At 39.5% G+C, this 16,343-nt stretch carries 18 protein-coding genes; 14 read left to right on the top strand and 4 right to left on the bottom strand.

Annotation, left to right across the window (positions count from 1 at the left end; translation table 11 throughout):
• Positions 1 to 128 precede the first annotated feature (128 nt).
• The 5 genes from F938_RS01495 (at position 129) to F938_RS01475 (ending at position 8,909) form a co-directional block, all read left to right on the top strand.
• Positions 129 to 542, top strand: a complete 414-nt coding sequence (locus F938_RS01495) for a hypothetical protein (protein ID WP_005005912.1) — start codon at positions 129 to 131, stop codon at positions 540 to 542.
• A 110-nt stretch (positions 543 to 652) separates the two neighbouring features.
• Complete coding sequence (locus F938_RS01490) at positions 653 to 1,540, top strand: HNH endonuclease signature motif containing protein (RefSeq protein WP_005005914.1); 888 nt, start codon at positions 653 to 655, stop codon at positions 1,538 to 1,540.
• Between the two features lie 10 nt (positions 1,541 to 1,550).
• Entirely contained in the window at positions 1,551 to 2,750 is a 1,200-nt protein-coding gene (locus tag F938_RS01485; RefSeq protein ID WP_005028615.1) for a hypothetical protein, read from the top strand.
• 61 nt (positions 2,751 to 2,811) lie between these two features.
• Entirely contained in the window at positions 2,812 to 5,994 is a 3,183-nt protein-coding gene (locus F938_RS01480; protein WP_005028612.1) for a hypothetical protein, read from the top strand.
• Between the two features lie 122 nt (positions 5,995 to 6,116).
• Positions 6,117 to 8,909 carry a hypothetical protein gene (locus tag F938_RS01475; protein WP_005005919.1) on the top strand — a complete coding sequence of 931 codons (2,793 nt, stop codon included), beginning with the start codon at positions 6,117 to 6,119 and terminating at the stop codon, positions 8,907 to 8,909.
• Positions 8,910 to 8,949: 40 nt separating this feature from the next.
• On the opposite strand, the gene F938_RS24305 is transcribed toward F938_RS01475, so the two are convergent.
• The gene (locus F938_RS24305; protein WP_058952567.1) at positions 8,950 to 9,135 is read right to left on the bottom strand and encodes a hypothetical protein; all 186 of its coding nucleotides are present in this window, start codon (positions 9,133 to 9,135) and stop codon (positions 8,950 to 8,952) included.
• Positions 9,136 to 9,544: 409 nt separating this feature from the next.
• Here F938_RS24305 and F938_RS24415 point away from each other — a divergent pair, with 409 nt between their 5' ends.
• The 9 genes from F938_RS24415 to F938_RS01435 all read left to right on the top strand — a co-directional run bounded on the left by F938_RS24415 (position 9,545) and on the right by F938_RS01435 (position 15,113).
• Entirely contained in the window at positions 9,545 to 9,718 is a 174-nt protein-coding gene (locus F938_RS24415) for a hypothetical protein (RefSeq protein ID WP_005005921.1), read from the top strand.
• Between the two features lie 86 nt (positions 9,719 to 9,804).
• Positions 9,805 to 10,893, top strand: a complete 1,089-nt coding sequence (locus F938_RS01470) for a DUF6685 family protein (protein ID WP_005028608.1) — start codon at positions 9,805 to 9,807, stop codon at positions 10,891 to 10,893.
• Between the two features lie 12 nt (positions 10,894 to 10,905).
• Positions 10,906 to 11,412, top strand: a complete 507-nt coding sequence (locus F938_RS01465; RefSeq protein WP_005005926.1) for a hypothetical protein — start codon at positions 10,906 to 10,908, stop codon at positions 11,410 to 11,412.
• Positions 11,405 to 11,947 (top strand): hypothetical protein, encoded by a 543-nt coding sequence (locus F938_RS01460; RefSeq protein WP_005005928.1) that lies wholly within the window; start codon positions 11,405 to 11,407, stop codon positions 11,945 to 11,947. Before F938_RS01465 ends, F938_RS01460 begins: the two co-directional genes overlap by 8 nt.
• Positions 11,944 to 12,315: a hypothetical protein gene (locus tag F938_RS01455; protein WP_005005929.1), complete on the top strand. Its 372-nt coding sequence runs from the start codon at positions 11,944 to 11,946 to the stop codon at positions 12,313 to 12,315. The genes F938_RS01460 and F938_RS01455 overlap by 4 nt, the downstream gene beginning before the upstream one ends.
• A 9-nt stretch (positions 12,316 to 12,324) precedes the next feature.
• The gene (locus F938_RS01450; RefSeq protein WP_000145713.1) at positions 12,325 to 12,744 is read left to right on the top strand and encodes a hypothetical protein; all 420 of its coding nucleotides are present in this window, start codon (positions 12,325 to 12,327) and stop codon (positions 12,742 to 12,744) included.
• A gap of 5 nt (positions 12,745 to 12,749) precedes the next feature.
• On the top strand, positions 12,750 to 13,202 hold the full coding sequence (locus F938_RS01445) for a hypothetical protein (RefSeq protein ID WP_005005931.1): 453 nt from the start codon (positions 12,750 to 12,752) through the stop codon (positions 13,200 to 13,202).
• A gap of 276 nt (positions 13,203 to 13,478) precedes the next feature.
• The gene (locus tag F938_RS01440) at positions 13,479 to 13,988 is read left to right on the top strand and encodes a hypothetical protein (RefSeq protein ID WP_005005975.1); all 510 of its coding nucleotides are present in this window, start codon (positions 13,479 to 13,481) and stop codon (positions 13,986 to 13,988) included.
• A 240-nt stretch (positions 13,989 to 14,228) separates the two neighbouring features.
• Positions 14,229 to 15,113 carry a hypothetical protein gene (locus F938_RS01435; RefSeq protein ID WP_228128633.1) on the top strand — a complete coding sequence of 295 codons (885 nt, stop codon included), beginning with the start codon at positions 14,229 to 14,231 and terminating at the stop codon, positions 15,111 to 15,113.
• 55 nt (positions 15,114 to 15,168) lie between these two features.
• Here the strand turns inward: F938_RS01435 and F938_RS01430 are convergent, their stop codons facing one another.
• From F938_RS01430 to F938_RS01420, 3 genes are all read right to left on the bottom strand, one after another.
• Positions 15,169 to 15,546 (bottom strand): hypothetical protein, encoded by a 378-nt coding sequence (locus F938_RS01430; protein WP_005005978.1) that lies wholly within the window; start codon positions 15,544 to 15,546, stop codon positions 15,169 to 15,171.
• 13 nt (positions 15,547 to 15,559) lie between these two features.
• Positions 15,560 to 15,919 carry a hypothetical protein gene (locus F938_RS01425; protein ID WP_005005980.1) on the bottom strand — a complete coding sequence of 120 codons (360 nt, stop codon included), beginning with the start codon at positions 15,917 to 15,919 and terminating at the stop codon, positions 15,560 to 15,562.
• A 241-nt stretch (positions 15,920 to 16,160) separates the two neighbouring features.
• Positions 16,161 to 16,343, bottom strand: a 183-nt coding sequence (locus tag F938_RS01420) for an integrase core domain-containing protein (protein WP_005028598.1), incomplete at its 5' end; no start/stop codon positions are given.

The following is a 16,343-nucleotide window of genomic DNA, read 5'->3' as shown; positions in this document are numbered from 1 at the left end:
TTGTATAAGATATTGAAGATATTTAACGAGAAGTTTAAAATTAAGCAACTTAAAGCAATAGGGTTTTAAGAATGTTTAATTACAGTGCGGAGATTAGCTCCCGTATATTAAATAAAAGGAAAGTGACAATGGTATCATTAGTAAAACACTCAGTTCGCACTGTAAAAGCGACTGCATTCCGCGCAAAAGTAATGTTTTTAGCTTTTGTTTCTGCATTAATGGGTCAAGTTGCATATGCAAACACTGGCACATGGAACCCGGGTGGTTCAGCTTACGGAAAACACGCTGCTGGTTCTGATGCGAATGAAATCTTAGGCCGTGGTGAAACATTAGGTCAAAACGTTTATAAATTCTTAATCGTAGTGTTCATGGTGCTTGGTTTAGGCTTAGTTGGTACTGGTTTGTATATGATGTATACATCAGAAGAAGATCAACAAAAGAAAAAGAAAACTGCTTGGATCTGTATTATTGTAGGTGGTGCGTTATCAATCGTAGGCTTCATCATGTTCTCTGCTGCGAACACTATTACTGGTAAAGCGTAATATAATAATAAATAAGTTTAAAAGCGTGGCTTAGGCTGCGCTTTTTTTATTTTAAAAATAGTATATACATGTTTTAATTAGACCTTACTTAATAGTATTAAGGGGTTTAAGTGAAACATATAAACCGTAAGTTTGGTATTTTAAGACCTATTAACGGCGTAAACGACAAGCAAGAGATACGTCAAGATAAAACTATCCATGATGGTTTTAAAACCAATGAGACAATAAAGCAAATAATGTCTTCACAACCAGCTAAATGCTACTTTTGTGATTTCTATGACGAATACTTTTTAGAGCCACATCACTTAGACGGCGATCATAGCAATCATACGGCTGAGAACATTGTAGCGGTCTGTACGCTATGCCATGCACAAAACCACATCTTTGCACTATCACTGGAAAAGAAAGCTGAAATATGCGTATTGAGTACGAACATACCTCAAGAGATCTTTAATCAATATCAACGTTCATTACTGGTGTTATCGCATAAGTCTGACAACCAAGATCCTGAGCTTGCTAAGTTCGCACGGCGACATCGCCAAAGCTTGCTTGTAGAGCCGTTAAAGCGCCATCAACGCCCTAATCCTACAAAGATGTCTGAAGCAGAATACGCACGTAATATGTTTGAGGATATACAGGCGTTTAATGCGATTAAGACACGAGCCCAAAGCATTGATACCCAACTGTACTTCACGGACATTAAGTTCAACACAATGGCTGAATATGAAGAAGCCAAGCAAGAAGATATGTTGGTAGCGAACGTTGATTACGTAGACCAGCTCCGCAAGTACAAAGAGTGGTATTTGAATGCCATCAAAGAGAACAAAAACTTTTCTTTGTATCAACTCGCAAAAGCTTTGGAAAAGGTATCAGACGAAGCATACGAGAGCTTTAATCTGCCAAACCACTACATAGTATTTTCCCCGAATATCTTTACTGACGAGCAGTATGAGTACTACCAAACACTAGATGTATTTAAGGGTTTGGGTGATAAGTGAGCTCACAAAAATGACAGAATGCTTAGCAGATACCGAATACATAGATATGAGCTTAGAAGAGGTTATATCGGGCATAGTGTTACAGCCATTTAAGCCTGACATAGTGAATGATATAGCGGTATTGGATAGCGTATTTGAGACGGACATATTGAATGATGAATACTCATTTATTGGTCCATACATCTACAAATATTGGGAACTTGGGATAGATGCACTACCAAAGGAAACGCACGATCAGCTATCGATATTTCGCTTATGCGTTATAGGTACTGAGGCTTTCAACTTCCTGAACGATTTGTATATACCAACGACACGGGACACTGGCCATACATCTAACACGCTATTGCTACTCCATGTTGTACATATAGCGATAGGGAATCAGACAACAACTGGTGAAGACACAACGGGGCATTTTCAAGATCCACTGATTAAAGCGCTACTGTTGATGAATATCCCCGTTAACAGCGATTGTTTGCTGTTGGATGACACTTTGGTACACCTAAACAAAATAACGGCGCTGAGTGGCTTAGACGTTGAAATACAGGTTAAGCAAAGTGTGAGTGTGAAGCATAAGAAATTACTGAGCACCAACTTTGGATTTGACAATCCATTATCAATTATAAGCGTTTTGGAACAAAAGAAACTGTCTGAAGAACTGACACGCTACTTTCCGATGATACACCTACCAACGTCCGTAGAAGATGCGACAAACCAGATAGATACGGGCAACTTAAAAATGAGTTCGCTGCAATCTTTTTGTATATACCAAAACTTAAAGCTATCGGTGTCTAAAGTTTTCCACGAACAGGGCTTATACCAGAACAAAGAGATCTACATAGAGCTTGATAAGGTTCACTTCCAACTTAAAAATACAGGTTCCTTAAACTTCAAGGTGGGTACTTTAGGGGAAAGCCAAGAGGTTTTAGAAACGGCGTTTTGGCAACTGCTTAATAAGGGTTTAGTGTTTGACCTAAATAGTTTTAAGAAGTATGTCGAATTAAAAGAGGACGAAACCGTTAAAACTGATGTATTTACTAATTCAAAAAATGATAATATCCCTTTTAACAGTACCTTCTATGAGCTTTTATTAAGGTTGGTTTTAGATACAAGCTTAAAACCCTCTGTTAAAAGTCTTGAGGTCGCAATTCAAAAAAAGGATTTCGACAGTGCGATTAACGTTTTAAGAGAATTACCGTTTTTTAGTGCTTAATGCTTAAAGACATGTCTAATCAAAGATAGACGTAGAAAGGTGAATTAATAAAGGTGTTTAAATGAGTAAGAAGAAAGCTGAGAAGTCTGGTTATAATAAGACTGGTTACTCCAAGATTGAAATTATATTGATGTTATTCCTACAAAGCATGAAAGCTGACGTAGAGGATTATTGCGATTTAGAAACAGTATCGGACGAACATACGTTTGTCACAAAAACTGGTGCAATGATTACGATCATCGAATATAAGGGGATTAAGAGTTTAATTAGTGGTGATGCATTCAGCCGTCAAATTGGTTTGATGACGAGCAACATGCGTAACTACTTCAAAGACCGTGGACATACGATTCATCTAGCGTTCAAAGTAGACCATGAGACGCCATACGCCATTCATGACTTGAACGCCATGCAAAAGGCGACCACGGCGCGTTGTGCGATGAATCTAGACATCATCATTGATGAAATGACAGAAACCATTTCAGGCGGTGTATTTAACGAAAGCTGTTATATCGCTTTAATCTCTGAGCCAACCTTACTATCGCCAATCGATAAAGCTCAAGACTCAAAAAACCGTAAAAAGCTACTGTCGCAAATTACAATGCCAAGTACGGTCAATGCTCAAGACATGCTTAAATCATCGGACAGCTTATACGTACACCATGAGTCTTTTGTCTCACAATTCTTAAACTCACTCTCAACTGAAGAATTTCCAGCAATCTATGAAGTATTGAATGTTATTGAAGCTGGTCTAACGATTAAAAAACAAATTGCCTCACATTCAACTTCAGATGACTTCACCTTGTCTGTGCCGATGTTGAATACACGCTTACCGATGCGTTGGAAAGAAATACCATCAGAACATGATGCGTCACACGTTTTGTATCAACCGATCTCAGAACAACTCATGACGAATGCGATCTTACCTGGTACAAGTCAAGGTTCATTCTATCCAGTGGGAAGTGTTATCACTGACGGCGTTGTATATGCGCCATTGATGGTAGATATATATCCAGCTAAGACGAATACGTTTGAAACGCTATTCCGCTTACTACACCAGGCCAAAACGCACGACACTAACGGTAACATCCGTTCTATCCCATATGCGGTGAGTTACTGTATTACTGGTGATGGTATGGCTGGAACCATGATGAAACGCACGTTATCAAGCGTTATTCACTTTATGACGGCACAAAACAAAGCCATTCGTAATGCTGGTAACATTTTGATGGCCACTAAAAATGACCTAGATCAAGTAGACACTGTTGCTGGTCTGCAAATGACCATGATGACATGGGCACCGAATACCGAAGATGGTGTAAACATTCTTGTAGGACGGCGCCAAAAGCTTTGGAAGAGTTTTGAAGCGTGGGGCGGTGCAAAAGTCATGGAACAGGCTGGCGATCCTATTTTGACTTGGGCATCACATATACCGGGCTTGATGGTACGTAATCACGCACCTATTTCACCAGCACCGTTGTTTGATGTGTTCTACATGTTACCGCTGACACGTATTAACTCACCATTCCATAAAGGGCATCAGCTCAACAAAACCTTAGACGGTAAACTGATTATTCTTGATTCGTTCTCAAATGAAGTGACTGTATGGACGACTATTAACATTGGTAAACCGGGTACGGGTAAATCGGTCACAATGAACAAAGGCATGCTTGAGGACATCATGATGCCTGGTAACGAACGTATCCCGTTGACCTATATTGTCGATGTGGGTGAGTCAAGCCGTGGGTTAGTAGAAACAGTGCAAGATTCATTGCCTGAAGAGCTACGTCACTATGCCATCTATAAGCGTATTAAAAACTCAAAAGAAGAAGCGATTAATCCGCTTGAATTCAGTATGGGCTTACGCTACCCGTTGAACTACGAAATGCGTCAAATGACAGCGTTTTTAAGTTCATTGGTAACACCGCCTGAATTGAAAGGGCAACCAGCCAAAAACACTTCTGACGTTATTGGTGCGGTCCTACGCCGTACATTCTATTTTGCTGATGATACGAATGCTGATCATAAAGCACGTAAGTACATGCGCTTTGCAGATCCAGAACTAGATCGCATCATGGAAAAACACGGACTGATTGAGCCACATTCTGAACAAGGTAAGGATATTTCTTATTACGCTCTACGTGATCTTTTCCATTCAATGAATGAGATCCGTGGACGCACGTTGGCTCACCGTTACGCAATGCCGACTATTGGCGATATGATTGAAACACTTTCTGATTCATCAATTTTAGATGTTTGGAGTGATGTTCATATTGATAATGAACGAGCACTGGACTTTTTGGCGCATCAGATTATGGCTGCACAAAATACCTATCCAGCATTCTTCTATCACACCAACTTTGACATTGGTAACGCTCGTGTAGCTTCTATCGACTTAAACGAAGTTGCGACATCATCAGATCCTAAAACTACATCGCTATTCTTCCAGATTGTACGGATGTTCATTAAACGTAAGTTCGCCGTGAGCCGTGACGATATTCCAAAATTCCCACAAGCTTATCGTGAATATGCAACCCAACTGATTAATGAGCTTCTTGAAGACCGCAAAATTATGTCTTATGACGAATTGCACGTTGCGAAAGGCGATCCAATCCTATTAGAAGAATTGGCTGAAGACGCACGTACATTGCGTAAATGGGGTGCTCGTCTTAACTTGGCATCTCACAAAGTAGAAGACTTTAAAGACTTGGTGGGCTTTGCTACGGCGTATGTGATTGTCGATCCTGGTACACGCGAATCTCGTGAAGCTATTCGTGACAGCATCGGTCTAACTCAACTAGAAATGGATGCGCTTGGTTCAGGTAACGTAGGTTTCTCAGATCAAGGCTTAACGTACTTCAGTAAAATTAAACTCGAAAAAATGGAATGTTCGGGCTTATATACCGTTTCACTTGGTCCAATCCTTTTATGGTCACTCAGTACACATCCCGATGAACGTGCGCTCCGTAACTACACGTATGACCTTATCGGTGAACGTGGTAAGGCGTTGAAGGTCCTTGCACAATTCTATCCAAAAGGTGCGAAGAACCAGATTAAGACACGGCGTACCATGATTGAGAAAAATGCCAAAAATAAAGGCACGGACTTTGACGAAAACAAAGCAACTGCTTCAGTGATTTCTACCATGGCACAAGAGATGGTTGTTGAATATCAACGCTATGAACTTGAGCAAAACATGAAGAAAAAATTACTGAACCAACGTAAGTCTGAAGCTGTTTCTTCTTAACTCCAATCAGCTATATAGATTTGCGTTAATTGGTATATACATTGAAGTGCTTGGATATGGGTAAGGTCGTTAAACAACGACTTTGCCTATTATCCTGAAGATAAAAGAGTAGGTCGCAAAGTATGGCTTCTACACAAAAATACGGCACACAAACAAAGTTCAGACCTAGTTCGCTTAAGCGTGATACACGATCAGGCTTAGAGAAAATCCATTTAAAACTTACAGCGCCAGACGGCGCTAATTATTTGGTTGGCGTTCTTGGTGCTATTGCAGTTATTTTGTTTGTTGTTCCGTTTGGCGGTGAGATATTTATAGGGATCGCGTATTACCTATTAAAACGCTACACACATCCGAATGATTACTTTTTTGAGTGGCCATTCCGTGCGCCGTTGCATTCAAACTCACTGGATGCGTCAACTGACATTACATCACGCGTAAAAGATGACGTACTGGACAATCCAAAAGCCTTTTTGGAATACGCACGTACCAATCGCGATAAGCTACAAGGTGAGGGTGTGACTTACCTTGGTCGTTGCCGTGAAACTGGTCTACCTGTTTATGCATCCAACTCCGATGACCGTACACATCAAATTGTGTTAGGTACTACGGGTTCGGGTAAAACAGAATACATGCTAGGTAACTGTGCCAACCAGTACGTACAAAACTCAGGTTATATCTTTGTAGACGCAAAAGGTGATACCAAGGCTCAACAAGACCACTATCGTTTATGTAACCGCTTTGGGCGTAATGAGGATCTATTAACGATCAACTTCATTACCTCAGGTCGTAACATGCTACGTGCACAAACCGACAAGATGACCAACTCAATGAACCAAATGAGCAACACCAGCTCAGGGATGTTGATTGAATTCTTGATCAACTTGCTTGATGACTCAGGCGGTGGCGGTGGTGACATGTGGAAAGGTCGTGCGATGGCCTTTATCGCTGCACTTACACGAGTTTTGGTCTATCTACGTGACAATGGCTTCATTCAGCTTTCACCAAAAGTATTCACGCAATACATGGAACTTGAAGCACTTGAAGAATTGGTATTTTGTCATAACGATAAATACGGGATTGACTTTGAACGTGTGGCTGAACAGCTTCAAGGCTACCTCGTTTCATTACCTGGTTATTCAAGCAACCCTAAAAAGTTAAAGAAACAAGAAACCAAAACCCGTGAGCAACACGGTTATATCACCATGCAGTTAACCAAGGCGATTAACGACTTGACGTTTAACTATGGTCACATCTTTGGTGTAGAGCATGGCGGTGATATTGATATTTTTGACGTTGTACTTAACCGCCGTATCTTAACTGTGCCATTACCAGCTCTTGAGCGTTCACCAGACTCACTCAAAATGCTCGGAAAATTAATCATTGGCTCAATTAAACAAATGATGGCTGGTTCCCTTGGTAACAAAATGGAAGGTTTACGCCGTGCCATTATTGACGCACGACCAACCAACGCCTCTACTTCATTTAAGCTATTTTTGGACGAATGGGGCTACATCGTTATTGTCGGTGCTTCGGTTTTACCAGCTCAGGCACGTTCGCTTAACTTCTCTATTACGTTCGGTGCTCAAACATTTGAAGATATTGAACGTGGATCTAAAGAGGAAGCAGCTGCTACATGGGGTAACACGACCGTTAAAGCCATTGGACGTACTACTTCGGGTGCTGAAAGTACAACATACAAATTGGTTGATGGTTTTGCTGGTGAAGAGTGGCAAGGTAAAGTTAACTCAATCAATATGTATCAAGGTCTAGTATTCAACCGTTCGGTACCACAAACAGAAGTCCAGTTCGCCAAAGAAAAACGTGTGACAATTGAACAAATTGCCGGACAGCACAACGGCGAATTTACCTTGCTCATATCAACTAAAGGGGAAGGTGGTAAAACTTCAGACGTTAAAATCGTATCAATGTTGGCGTTCTATGTGGCTGGTGATCAACCCAAGTACTTACGCTTAAATGACCTTTGCCCAATCTTCAATATCCAAAAATCTGAAATCTACGATCCTACTTTAAAAATTGAAGACTTCATTCATGAGATTGAGGAAAAACACACGCTACTGACAGACAACAATTCATCTGCCAATGTCACGGCGCTTGGTGATTTTGAGATCTGCAGAAAGCTCAATAACACCTTGTACGAAAACAACAACACGGTAAAAGACTTTACTCAAGATTTTGTACATCAGATTCTTGAAGCAAGACGTCTTGAATCCATCACACCTGAAGGGATGGCACCTGGTCAAAGAACAGTAATGTCTTCGTCCACGGCGAAAGGTGAAATCTCCAAAGAACAAAAACACCGTGAAAGTATTGTTTCAGCACAAAAAGAAGCAAACATTAAAGACCAGATTATTGAGAAGCGAAAACAGTTCCAGTACTTCGGTAAAGATTCTGACATTTCACCTCAAGTACAAGCTGGTGCTTACAACAATGCGGATCTTGATGCTGAATTTAATATCTATGGTGAACGTATAAGCGAACCTGAACAGGCTCAACAGGAAAGTGATGTTGAAACTGTGACTCGCGCCGTTATCACACCAATGAACCTAGACAGCTACTATGATGAATTGAAAGAGATCCTAACAGGATATGACTTAACCGTTGCGCCAATTACTGAATATCAGCTTGTTCAGATACCACGCCATGTAAAACCTGAAGATCAGACACAATACATTGCGGAAAACAAAGCCAGTCTTGATCAAGCCATCTCACATAGCACTAAAAATGAAATGGAATTCGTAGAACAACAGTATGCAGCTAAGTTTGAAAAAGCTTTGATGAAAAACCCGTTCTCGCACGAATGCGTTACTTTTGAAAAATTGTTGGTGATACTTGGTTCAAAAGGTTCTTCAGCTTCATTACGATCAGGCATTACAATCAAAAAAAAGGATGACTAAACGCATCCATGTAGAAGACATAAGGCTGGTTATCCAGCCTTTAGTTTTTTTGGGTGAGCTGTTTGTACTTAATACGCCTTAATTCATCACTCGGCATGTATTGGGCTATTTCATATTCGCTCTTATACGGCGTTTCATTGAATATGGCCAATAACAACAACTGCGACAGCGGAATGGCTTCAGGCACCATCATTTCGATTAAGCGAAACTTTTCAGACGCATTCACATCAAATGCAACCAATAGCGCCGTATATGGAATGTGGCGATCTGCAAGTGATAAATCGGGGTAAATAGGTTGGTCCTAGTGCTAACGTTTGAAAGTCATACATATTCAAGCAAGAGATAGCTTTAGGTACATTGGATAGGTTCACGGCGTAAGATTCAATGTTTGAACACATATTGGCATCCAGTTTGGTTTTAACCCTAGTTTAGATGCATTTTAATATAATAACTTAGTTTTAACGTGCATATTCTTAAACATAACTAAACCACTTCTTAAAACCTTGTTTTGTTTTAGGCTTAATCGGTATATACCATTTCATAAAAAGTTTAATGAACTGTGTTTTACCCTTTACAATCCTTAATACATCAATTAAATTGCCCTTAAATCACATCCAATATACAGGATATAGGCAATGACTAAAGAACAGCTAGAAAACTTACAAACACTTGGAATGACTGACTATAAAACACGTTTACACGTTAAAGGTGTGCGAATTGTTGAAGTGCAACAGTACTCAAAGTCTGTCGATAACAACGCCGTACAACCACTTGCAACTAATACCACTCAACCGCAATTCTTAAATTAATTTTCCAAAAAAATACTTATAAGCACTTTCTGTATTAATATATCTTTATTAGTTTTAATAAAGCATTAATCAATGGAGTGCTTAAAATGTTAGACACTTTACTTTCGGTATTTTCAGCAAAACATAAGCTTTATAAGAATCTCAAGTTAAAACCCTTTATTGATACCCGTTTAGTCAATTCTGACAGCATCGCCATGAGCGATGTTTTCCCTTTTCATCAAATCAAAGATTCTCTTTGTATGACTGGTATATCTCCTACTAATTTTGTACCAGGCAAAAACATTGTTTTGAATCCACATGCCAAAGATAACGATTCCATCAGCTACCTTGGTCAAGATACGCATAATCATAAGCCGTTCTACATCTCTACCTTTGCTGAAGAATTGGCTGAAGTATTTAACCCGATTTTTGCAGAAATCATTCATCTTGAAACACCATGCTTACTTGACCTATCTGAAATTGGGGGCTTCTCAAATTCCAAGTCGGATTTAAGCCAGTACCGTAGCATTGATGATTTTGTAAAAAACGCATGCCCTGATTACATTAGTGATGTGAGTATGGAAAATTTAGATCGAATGTTGTTATGGCCAGAAATCCGTTTATTGAACTCTCCAGATACAACCACTGATCAATTTTTTATCTATGGCTGGAGTCCTAAGATTTTTGTTCAAAATGCTGGTGGATCACATCACATGGCTGCTGCACATTACTTGGCTAAGAAACTGAGCCAATGTGTGCCGATTCAAGGCAAAGTAAGTTTGAATCTAATCTCAAATAAAGCACTTCAAAACTTTGATTCAAAATACGCTGCGTTCGCCGTGCCAGATGATGCATTGATTGATATGGGGAATGATTTATCAGAATCAGGGCTTGAATATCAGCTGGTGTTTTTCCGTGAACGTGAAGTTAATTTTATCTTCTTCAAAAAGAATGATCAGAATGCCCGTGTTATTTCGCTATTCAACAATCTGCATGCTTCATTGAATGGTGCATTAAAGACGGCGGTTCAAGCGCAATTCAAAAATGAAGCACTACTCACCATCATGAGTGCTAACCTCTCTGATACATCAAAAGATCAATTTTTTAGCACACGCCCTCACTTGGCTGAGATCTACAATCACGTTCAAAACGAAATTTGTTTGAGTGGTCCTAAACCGACTAGCCCGACAATCTAAGGGGTAGGGAATATGGATCACCAATCATCAACTACACCACATGCACTCATTCTCGGTCTGACACTTGAACAGGCCATTTCTGTTTTAGCAAAGAAACCCGTTGATGCTACCCACTACAACTATCTTGAAGATGACGAGTACAACACCTACGTCATGATGAAACCTGAGTGGACTAGTCTCAACAAACATGCCTACCTACATGTAGATGGCTTAACCCATGAGCGTAAATGGATGTTTATGCCGAATGCTTCAGGTGAGTACAACTTGCTAGAGGGCTGTATTGACCTGTTTGAACTTAACCAGGCCATCGAACAGCAATATCTTGTGTTTGAACAATTCCTGAATAGCCACGGCGCACCGTTCCGCAAAGTTGGTGAGAAGTTTTCTTTTGTCACTCAACTTCTCTTTGATGCATGGGTGATAGATCCAGAACGTGCGATTCAAAAACTTCATGAGATGAAGGAAACAAAAATCTCATTACAAGTGCCTTTGCTTCATGGGGATAGTCAGCATGATTGATACGCAAAATACTAATGAAAACATTGCTTCAGAAATTGAAGCTCGTAGCGCTTTTGAAAATAGATACGGCGTGGTCGGTAGTCTGTTGGCCAGTGGCAACTATTCTTCTTGGGTGCATCAGGCGAAATGGGAAGCTTTTCGTGATGGTTGGATGCAAAGTGAAGTAGAAACTAAAAAATCTATCTATCAAATGCAAACACCAGCCATCAGCGATGACCAATTGGAAGTGGAAAAATTACTGCAGTTGCTCGATGACTTTTGGAATAAGAAATGGGGCGATTGGAAATCATCTGCAGATATGGTGGCGCAAGGTGAGGCAAATGCCTATGAACATGCGAGAGGATTGCTTGAAACGGCGATAAAACAAGATGAAGCCACATGCCAGTGGTTACGCAATCAATTGGCAACGATTCAAACTGAATTGGATGCTTTTATCACATTCGTTAATGAACACCTTGTTTACCATGAAAGTGATGGTCCAGATTTAATGTCGAAGATCCAGAAGCTCAAACATTTGATAAAGGTTAAACCATGATTACGGTTCAAATAGAGATGTGTGGCTTTGGGATTAAACGGCGTTGGGAGTTTGGAGATCCGCGCCGTGCGCCAATTACAGTTTTAGAAATGGGCTTCATTAAGGTTTGTAAAATGCGTGGTGATAGCAAACTGGTTGAGTTCATGAGGGGTTATGCAGACGACAAAGAATTCAACTGGCATCCCAAAGTTCGCATTGCACGTAGAAAAGCAGAACGTAAAGCCTATTCGTACTATGACAACCACTACAAACAGCAGATTAGAGAACTTTTCGATCGCCAAAATGTAGACCGCCAAAAACAATATGAATTGGAACGCCAAAACAAAGCGTTATTGGCTGTTATTGAACTTAAAAAAGAACAATCGTAGGTATATACCATGACGGGAATTGAATATTTTCAGAAGTATGGCTGGAGTCACGCCGTCCAGTCCGTTAGTCGAATTCCAAGTGAATACAACGAATATTCACCAGATCTCAAAACTGTTGTTGTAAACGGCAACTTTCGTTATGCGATGGCTGCGGAAATCAGCAAAAAGAAAACTGAAGTCTATGTTACTGAGCTCAAACAAATCATTGAGAGTGAAAAGCTACTAGAAGACTTCTTTAACTTGAATCTGGTTGGTATAGAAAAAGGCTTAAGTAATGCTAAGCGTGAAATGCAAGACATGGAAGAACAGGGGATTGTTGAATTCAACCATCGTTTTGATGACGACCTGACTTGCACCACGGAACGCATGAAACTTGCCATCGCTCAAATAGACCATCTTTATCAAAACAACATTACAAAAAGTGAGTAATGCCCATGTTAGAAATGTTCCAAAATCAAACCATGCGATATATCTCTATTGCCATTGGCGTGATTAGTATCTTTATATTCCTATATCTACTTAAACTCGGTGAGGGGCTTGTCATTAGCCTTATGGTTGCTGTGTTCATATGTGGTTTGAGTTTATTCAAACTGAAAAACTACTATGAAAAAAATAACCCATACATCAATGCAGAACACCTTGCTTGGCTGTATGGTGAATTGCAAGAATATGACCAGGATCTATTCACAACTGTCAGCAATCTGACCAAGAGTACTGGACGTTTAGAATTGAGCCAGCTTAAATCAATCCGTAACCGCTATGCTTCTTCCATGAACGAAACTCAACTACAAGCATTGGCCAGTGAACATACTGAAGAAAGCAAATATCGCTTAGACCAGTACAACTACTCAATTTATGTGATGGATGAAATCATTAATCAATATTAATGGCTGTAATCTAATGGTGAGAAATATGAGTCAGCAAAAACAAATTAAGCAAAAAGTGAAGCTTTTAGATATATCCCCTCTATCCGCTTTTTTTGGATTTTAATGTCTGAACTCTCAGTCGTTTATGCGTTTTATTCGCCCTTATATGATGAATTATCGGGTGCCAACCTGATCATCATTCTTCATGCAATCTCTATTAACATCGCCGTGTTATATATCTGCTATACGCGGTATCAAATGTATAAAGAGCTACAAAACTATTGAAAGGTTTATAAAATGAACACAACTCTACCTATTCTTATTCATAGCGTTATTGGTGGTATTGGTGAACATCCAGATGCTAAAAAACGAAGCTTAGGATACGGCGCTATCATGCTGTATATACCGATTGAACATATGGTCGGTTCAGGTGTACTTAAGCTGATGATTGATGTGAATACACTGTCGATCTATGCGTCTGAAAATCCTAATTACCTAAAACAACCACATACCATCAATGAAGCTTCTCACTTGTGGAATGCATTGCGCTTTGACAGTGCTTCTAAAGCCAGTCGGAAGGTCATTCATGATAATGGGTATGTTGAGTGTTTGTTTTCCATTCCTATGAAGGTTCTTGAGCCATTTATGGGTGCTGAATTGATTCAAAACGAATTAGGACTTCCATACATGGCCATCGATCAAAGTGACAAGTCGAAATGCATGCCGATTTGGTATGATGTCAGTAAATCGACCAATCAATTTATTGATGGCAACTACAACGATTATCCTGGTGTGCAGCCAACTTAAATTTTTAAGAAAAGTTTTTAGCTTTGATGATTTGTTAATTATTTATATCGACCACATTGGCGATGATGAAGAGAACAGACTCAATATGGCCCGTTTAATGGGCCACATTTATTTTTATAGATTAGGGATGCTAACTGCGTGAAAACAAAAATCATTTTAAACATCATTTTGTGGACCTTAACCGTCCTAACTTGTTATGCGTGGATTGCCTTTACGTTTATTGAACCAGTTGGCTACACCATGACTTTTCTTGTTATTTTAATATTGATGACAGTAGTGCTCAGCTGGTGCTTGGCAACACCTTATATTAAGACCAAAGACCGAACCAAGCGACTAGACGAAAACTTTAAGCTACTTATGCTCTCTGTTGCTGTTGTTCCACTCCTAATGTTTCTACTGTCATATGGTTTTATATGGTGTTTCAAAACGCTAGAAAAGAAACAGTTCAACCATGACCATATTGCTGCGATGGTACCGGGTAGTAACTTCAATCAACTACAAAAGTTTGCCAAGGAAAACTACAACGCGCCACTTGTGTTAGGTGACTTTAACGAAAGTTGGGCTTTAACTTCCTTAGATATACCGCAAGCTTCTCCAGCTTCATTAAGATCTAGTACAGGATATTGCCTGGTGAATATGTCTAAAACCAGCATGAACACCATGTATAAAGAAGCAAAAACCGATGTAAGCTACAACGATTGGGAAATGCTGATATTAGCGCACGAGTTATCTCACTGTTTAGATCGTGCGACCGATGTGCCTGGTGAACTTGGCCAGCCACTTAAAGCATTAAATTCAATTGCGCCGTCTGATCGGTCCAAAGTAAAGATGGATGATGTATCTACCTTTGTAACGGCTGAAAGTAGCGGTAAAACGCAACTATGGCGAGAATCTTATGCGGATCTGTTTGCGGTAGGTTTTATGTCACTTGATCCAAAATACGATACTGCAGCGTTAAGAGAAAGCCTGATTAAATTACGTGAAAAACGTAAGGCACAAGATCCAACCCATAATTCGGTGTGTTGGTTGCAGTATTCTAAGAGTCAGCCTTTCCCACAAAAAGGTTCGGATGTTTTTTCTTGGGCAAATAACATCAGAATTAAAGCGCCGTGCGAGTTGAAATAACTTGTCTTCAGACAAATTAAAAGCCCGAATTTCGGGCTACTTTTATACCAGCTAATTAACAATAAAAGCCAGGGCTTATAGTTGGTGCAGACATATCATCATAGATGCAATCTATACTGACTGCAGGTTTATCAATGTGGCTAAATAAGCTTGGATTGACCAATTGATTTGTTAGCTTAGATTTTTCTATACTAAAGCCAACCAGTTCAACTTCACAATCACACACGTAATGGAATTTTGCCTTACCGTGCAACACAAATACATTAGGTGACTTCTCATACATCTTGAAGTACTCGGCTTGAGTTTGTGACAATGGAACCTCCAGCACCACAAAGCCATTTGGTACGACAAAAACTGCAGATCCATCATTTACTGAGTAAACGATGGCTTGAACATCAGAAGCACGTTCAAAACCCACACTTTTTTTTATCATTTAGATTACCTTTTTATATTGTAGCGAATGAACGTTGTAAAACAGATTGTAGATCTGCTTCATTTGTAATATTCGCCTCGAGCGCAGCGTTTCGTACATCAGCTAGGTTTAACCAATGGCGGTGCTCAGCTTTAGTTTTTTCAATTTTGTGTGGTGTTCTTGGGTATTCCCAACTCCAGTAATGCTTTTTATAAATCTCCTTATCTTTCACAAGATACGCCTGTATAGATTGACTATCCTCATTAGTTGCATAGCCAACGCCAAAGTAAATATCTAAACCTTGCTTTAGTGCAGTTTGATAATCGGCTTCAAATTGAATAACAAGGGATTCAATCCTAGCTTCATGAGAAAAGATACTAGATAGTTTTAACATCACACGGCTCCAAGTTTAAGGCAATATGCCTCGAGATAAAACCATTATAACGGTCAAAATCCACTAAATTAGTTTATTTAAAAAAACTTCATTAAAGTTAAACCCTTGAAGATTAAAACATACGGCGAAAAACTTAGGTTTATTATTCAATATTAATCAGACTTACTCAAATAATGTGGTTCCGTTAATTAGACCACTCAATTCAGTTTTATAAGTGATAAATCCGCTCTAAATATTTAAATTATGCTGCCATTACTTTTAGTAAATGTTGATCATAAAATTCATCCGGTGTTGCCTTATTCAAACTTGAATGAGGACGTATCATGTTATAAAAATCCAAATATTCAGCAATTGATTGTTTCGCTTGTTTAACCGTATCGTAAGCCTTCAAATAGACTTCCTCATGCTTCACGCTGCGCCATAA

Source organism: Acinetobacter bereziniae LMG 1003 = CIP 70.12 (assembly GCF_000368925.1).
Taxonomy (GTDB): Bacteria; Pseudomonadota; Gammaproteobacteria; order Pseudomonadales; family Moraxellaceae; genus Acinetobacter; species Acinetobacter bereziniae.
Note: the sequence above shows the minus strand (reverse complement) of the source record. Positions and strands in the feature narration are given on the sequence as shown.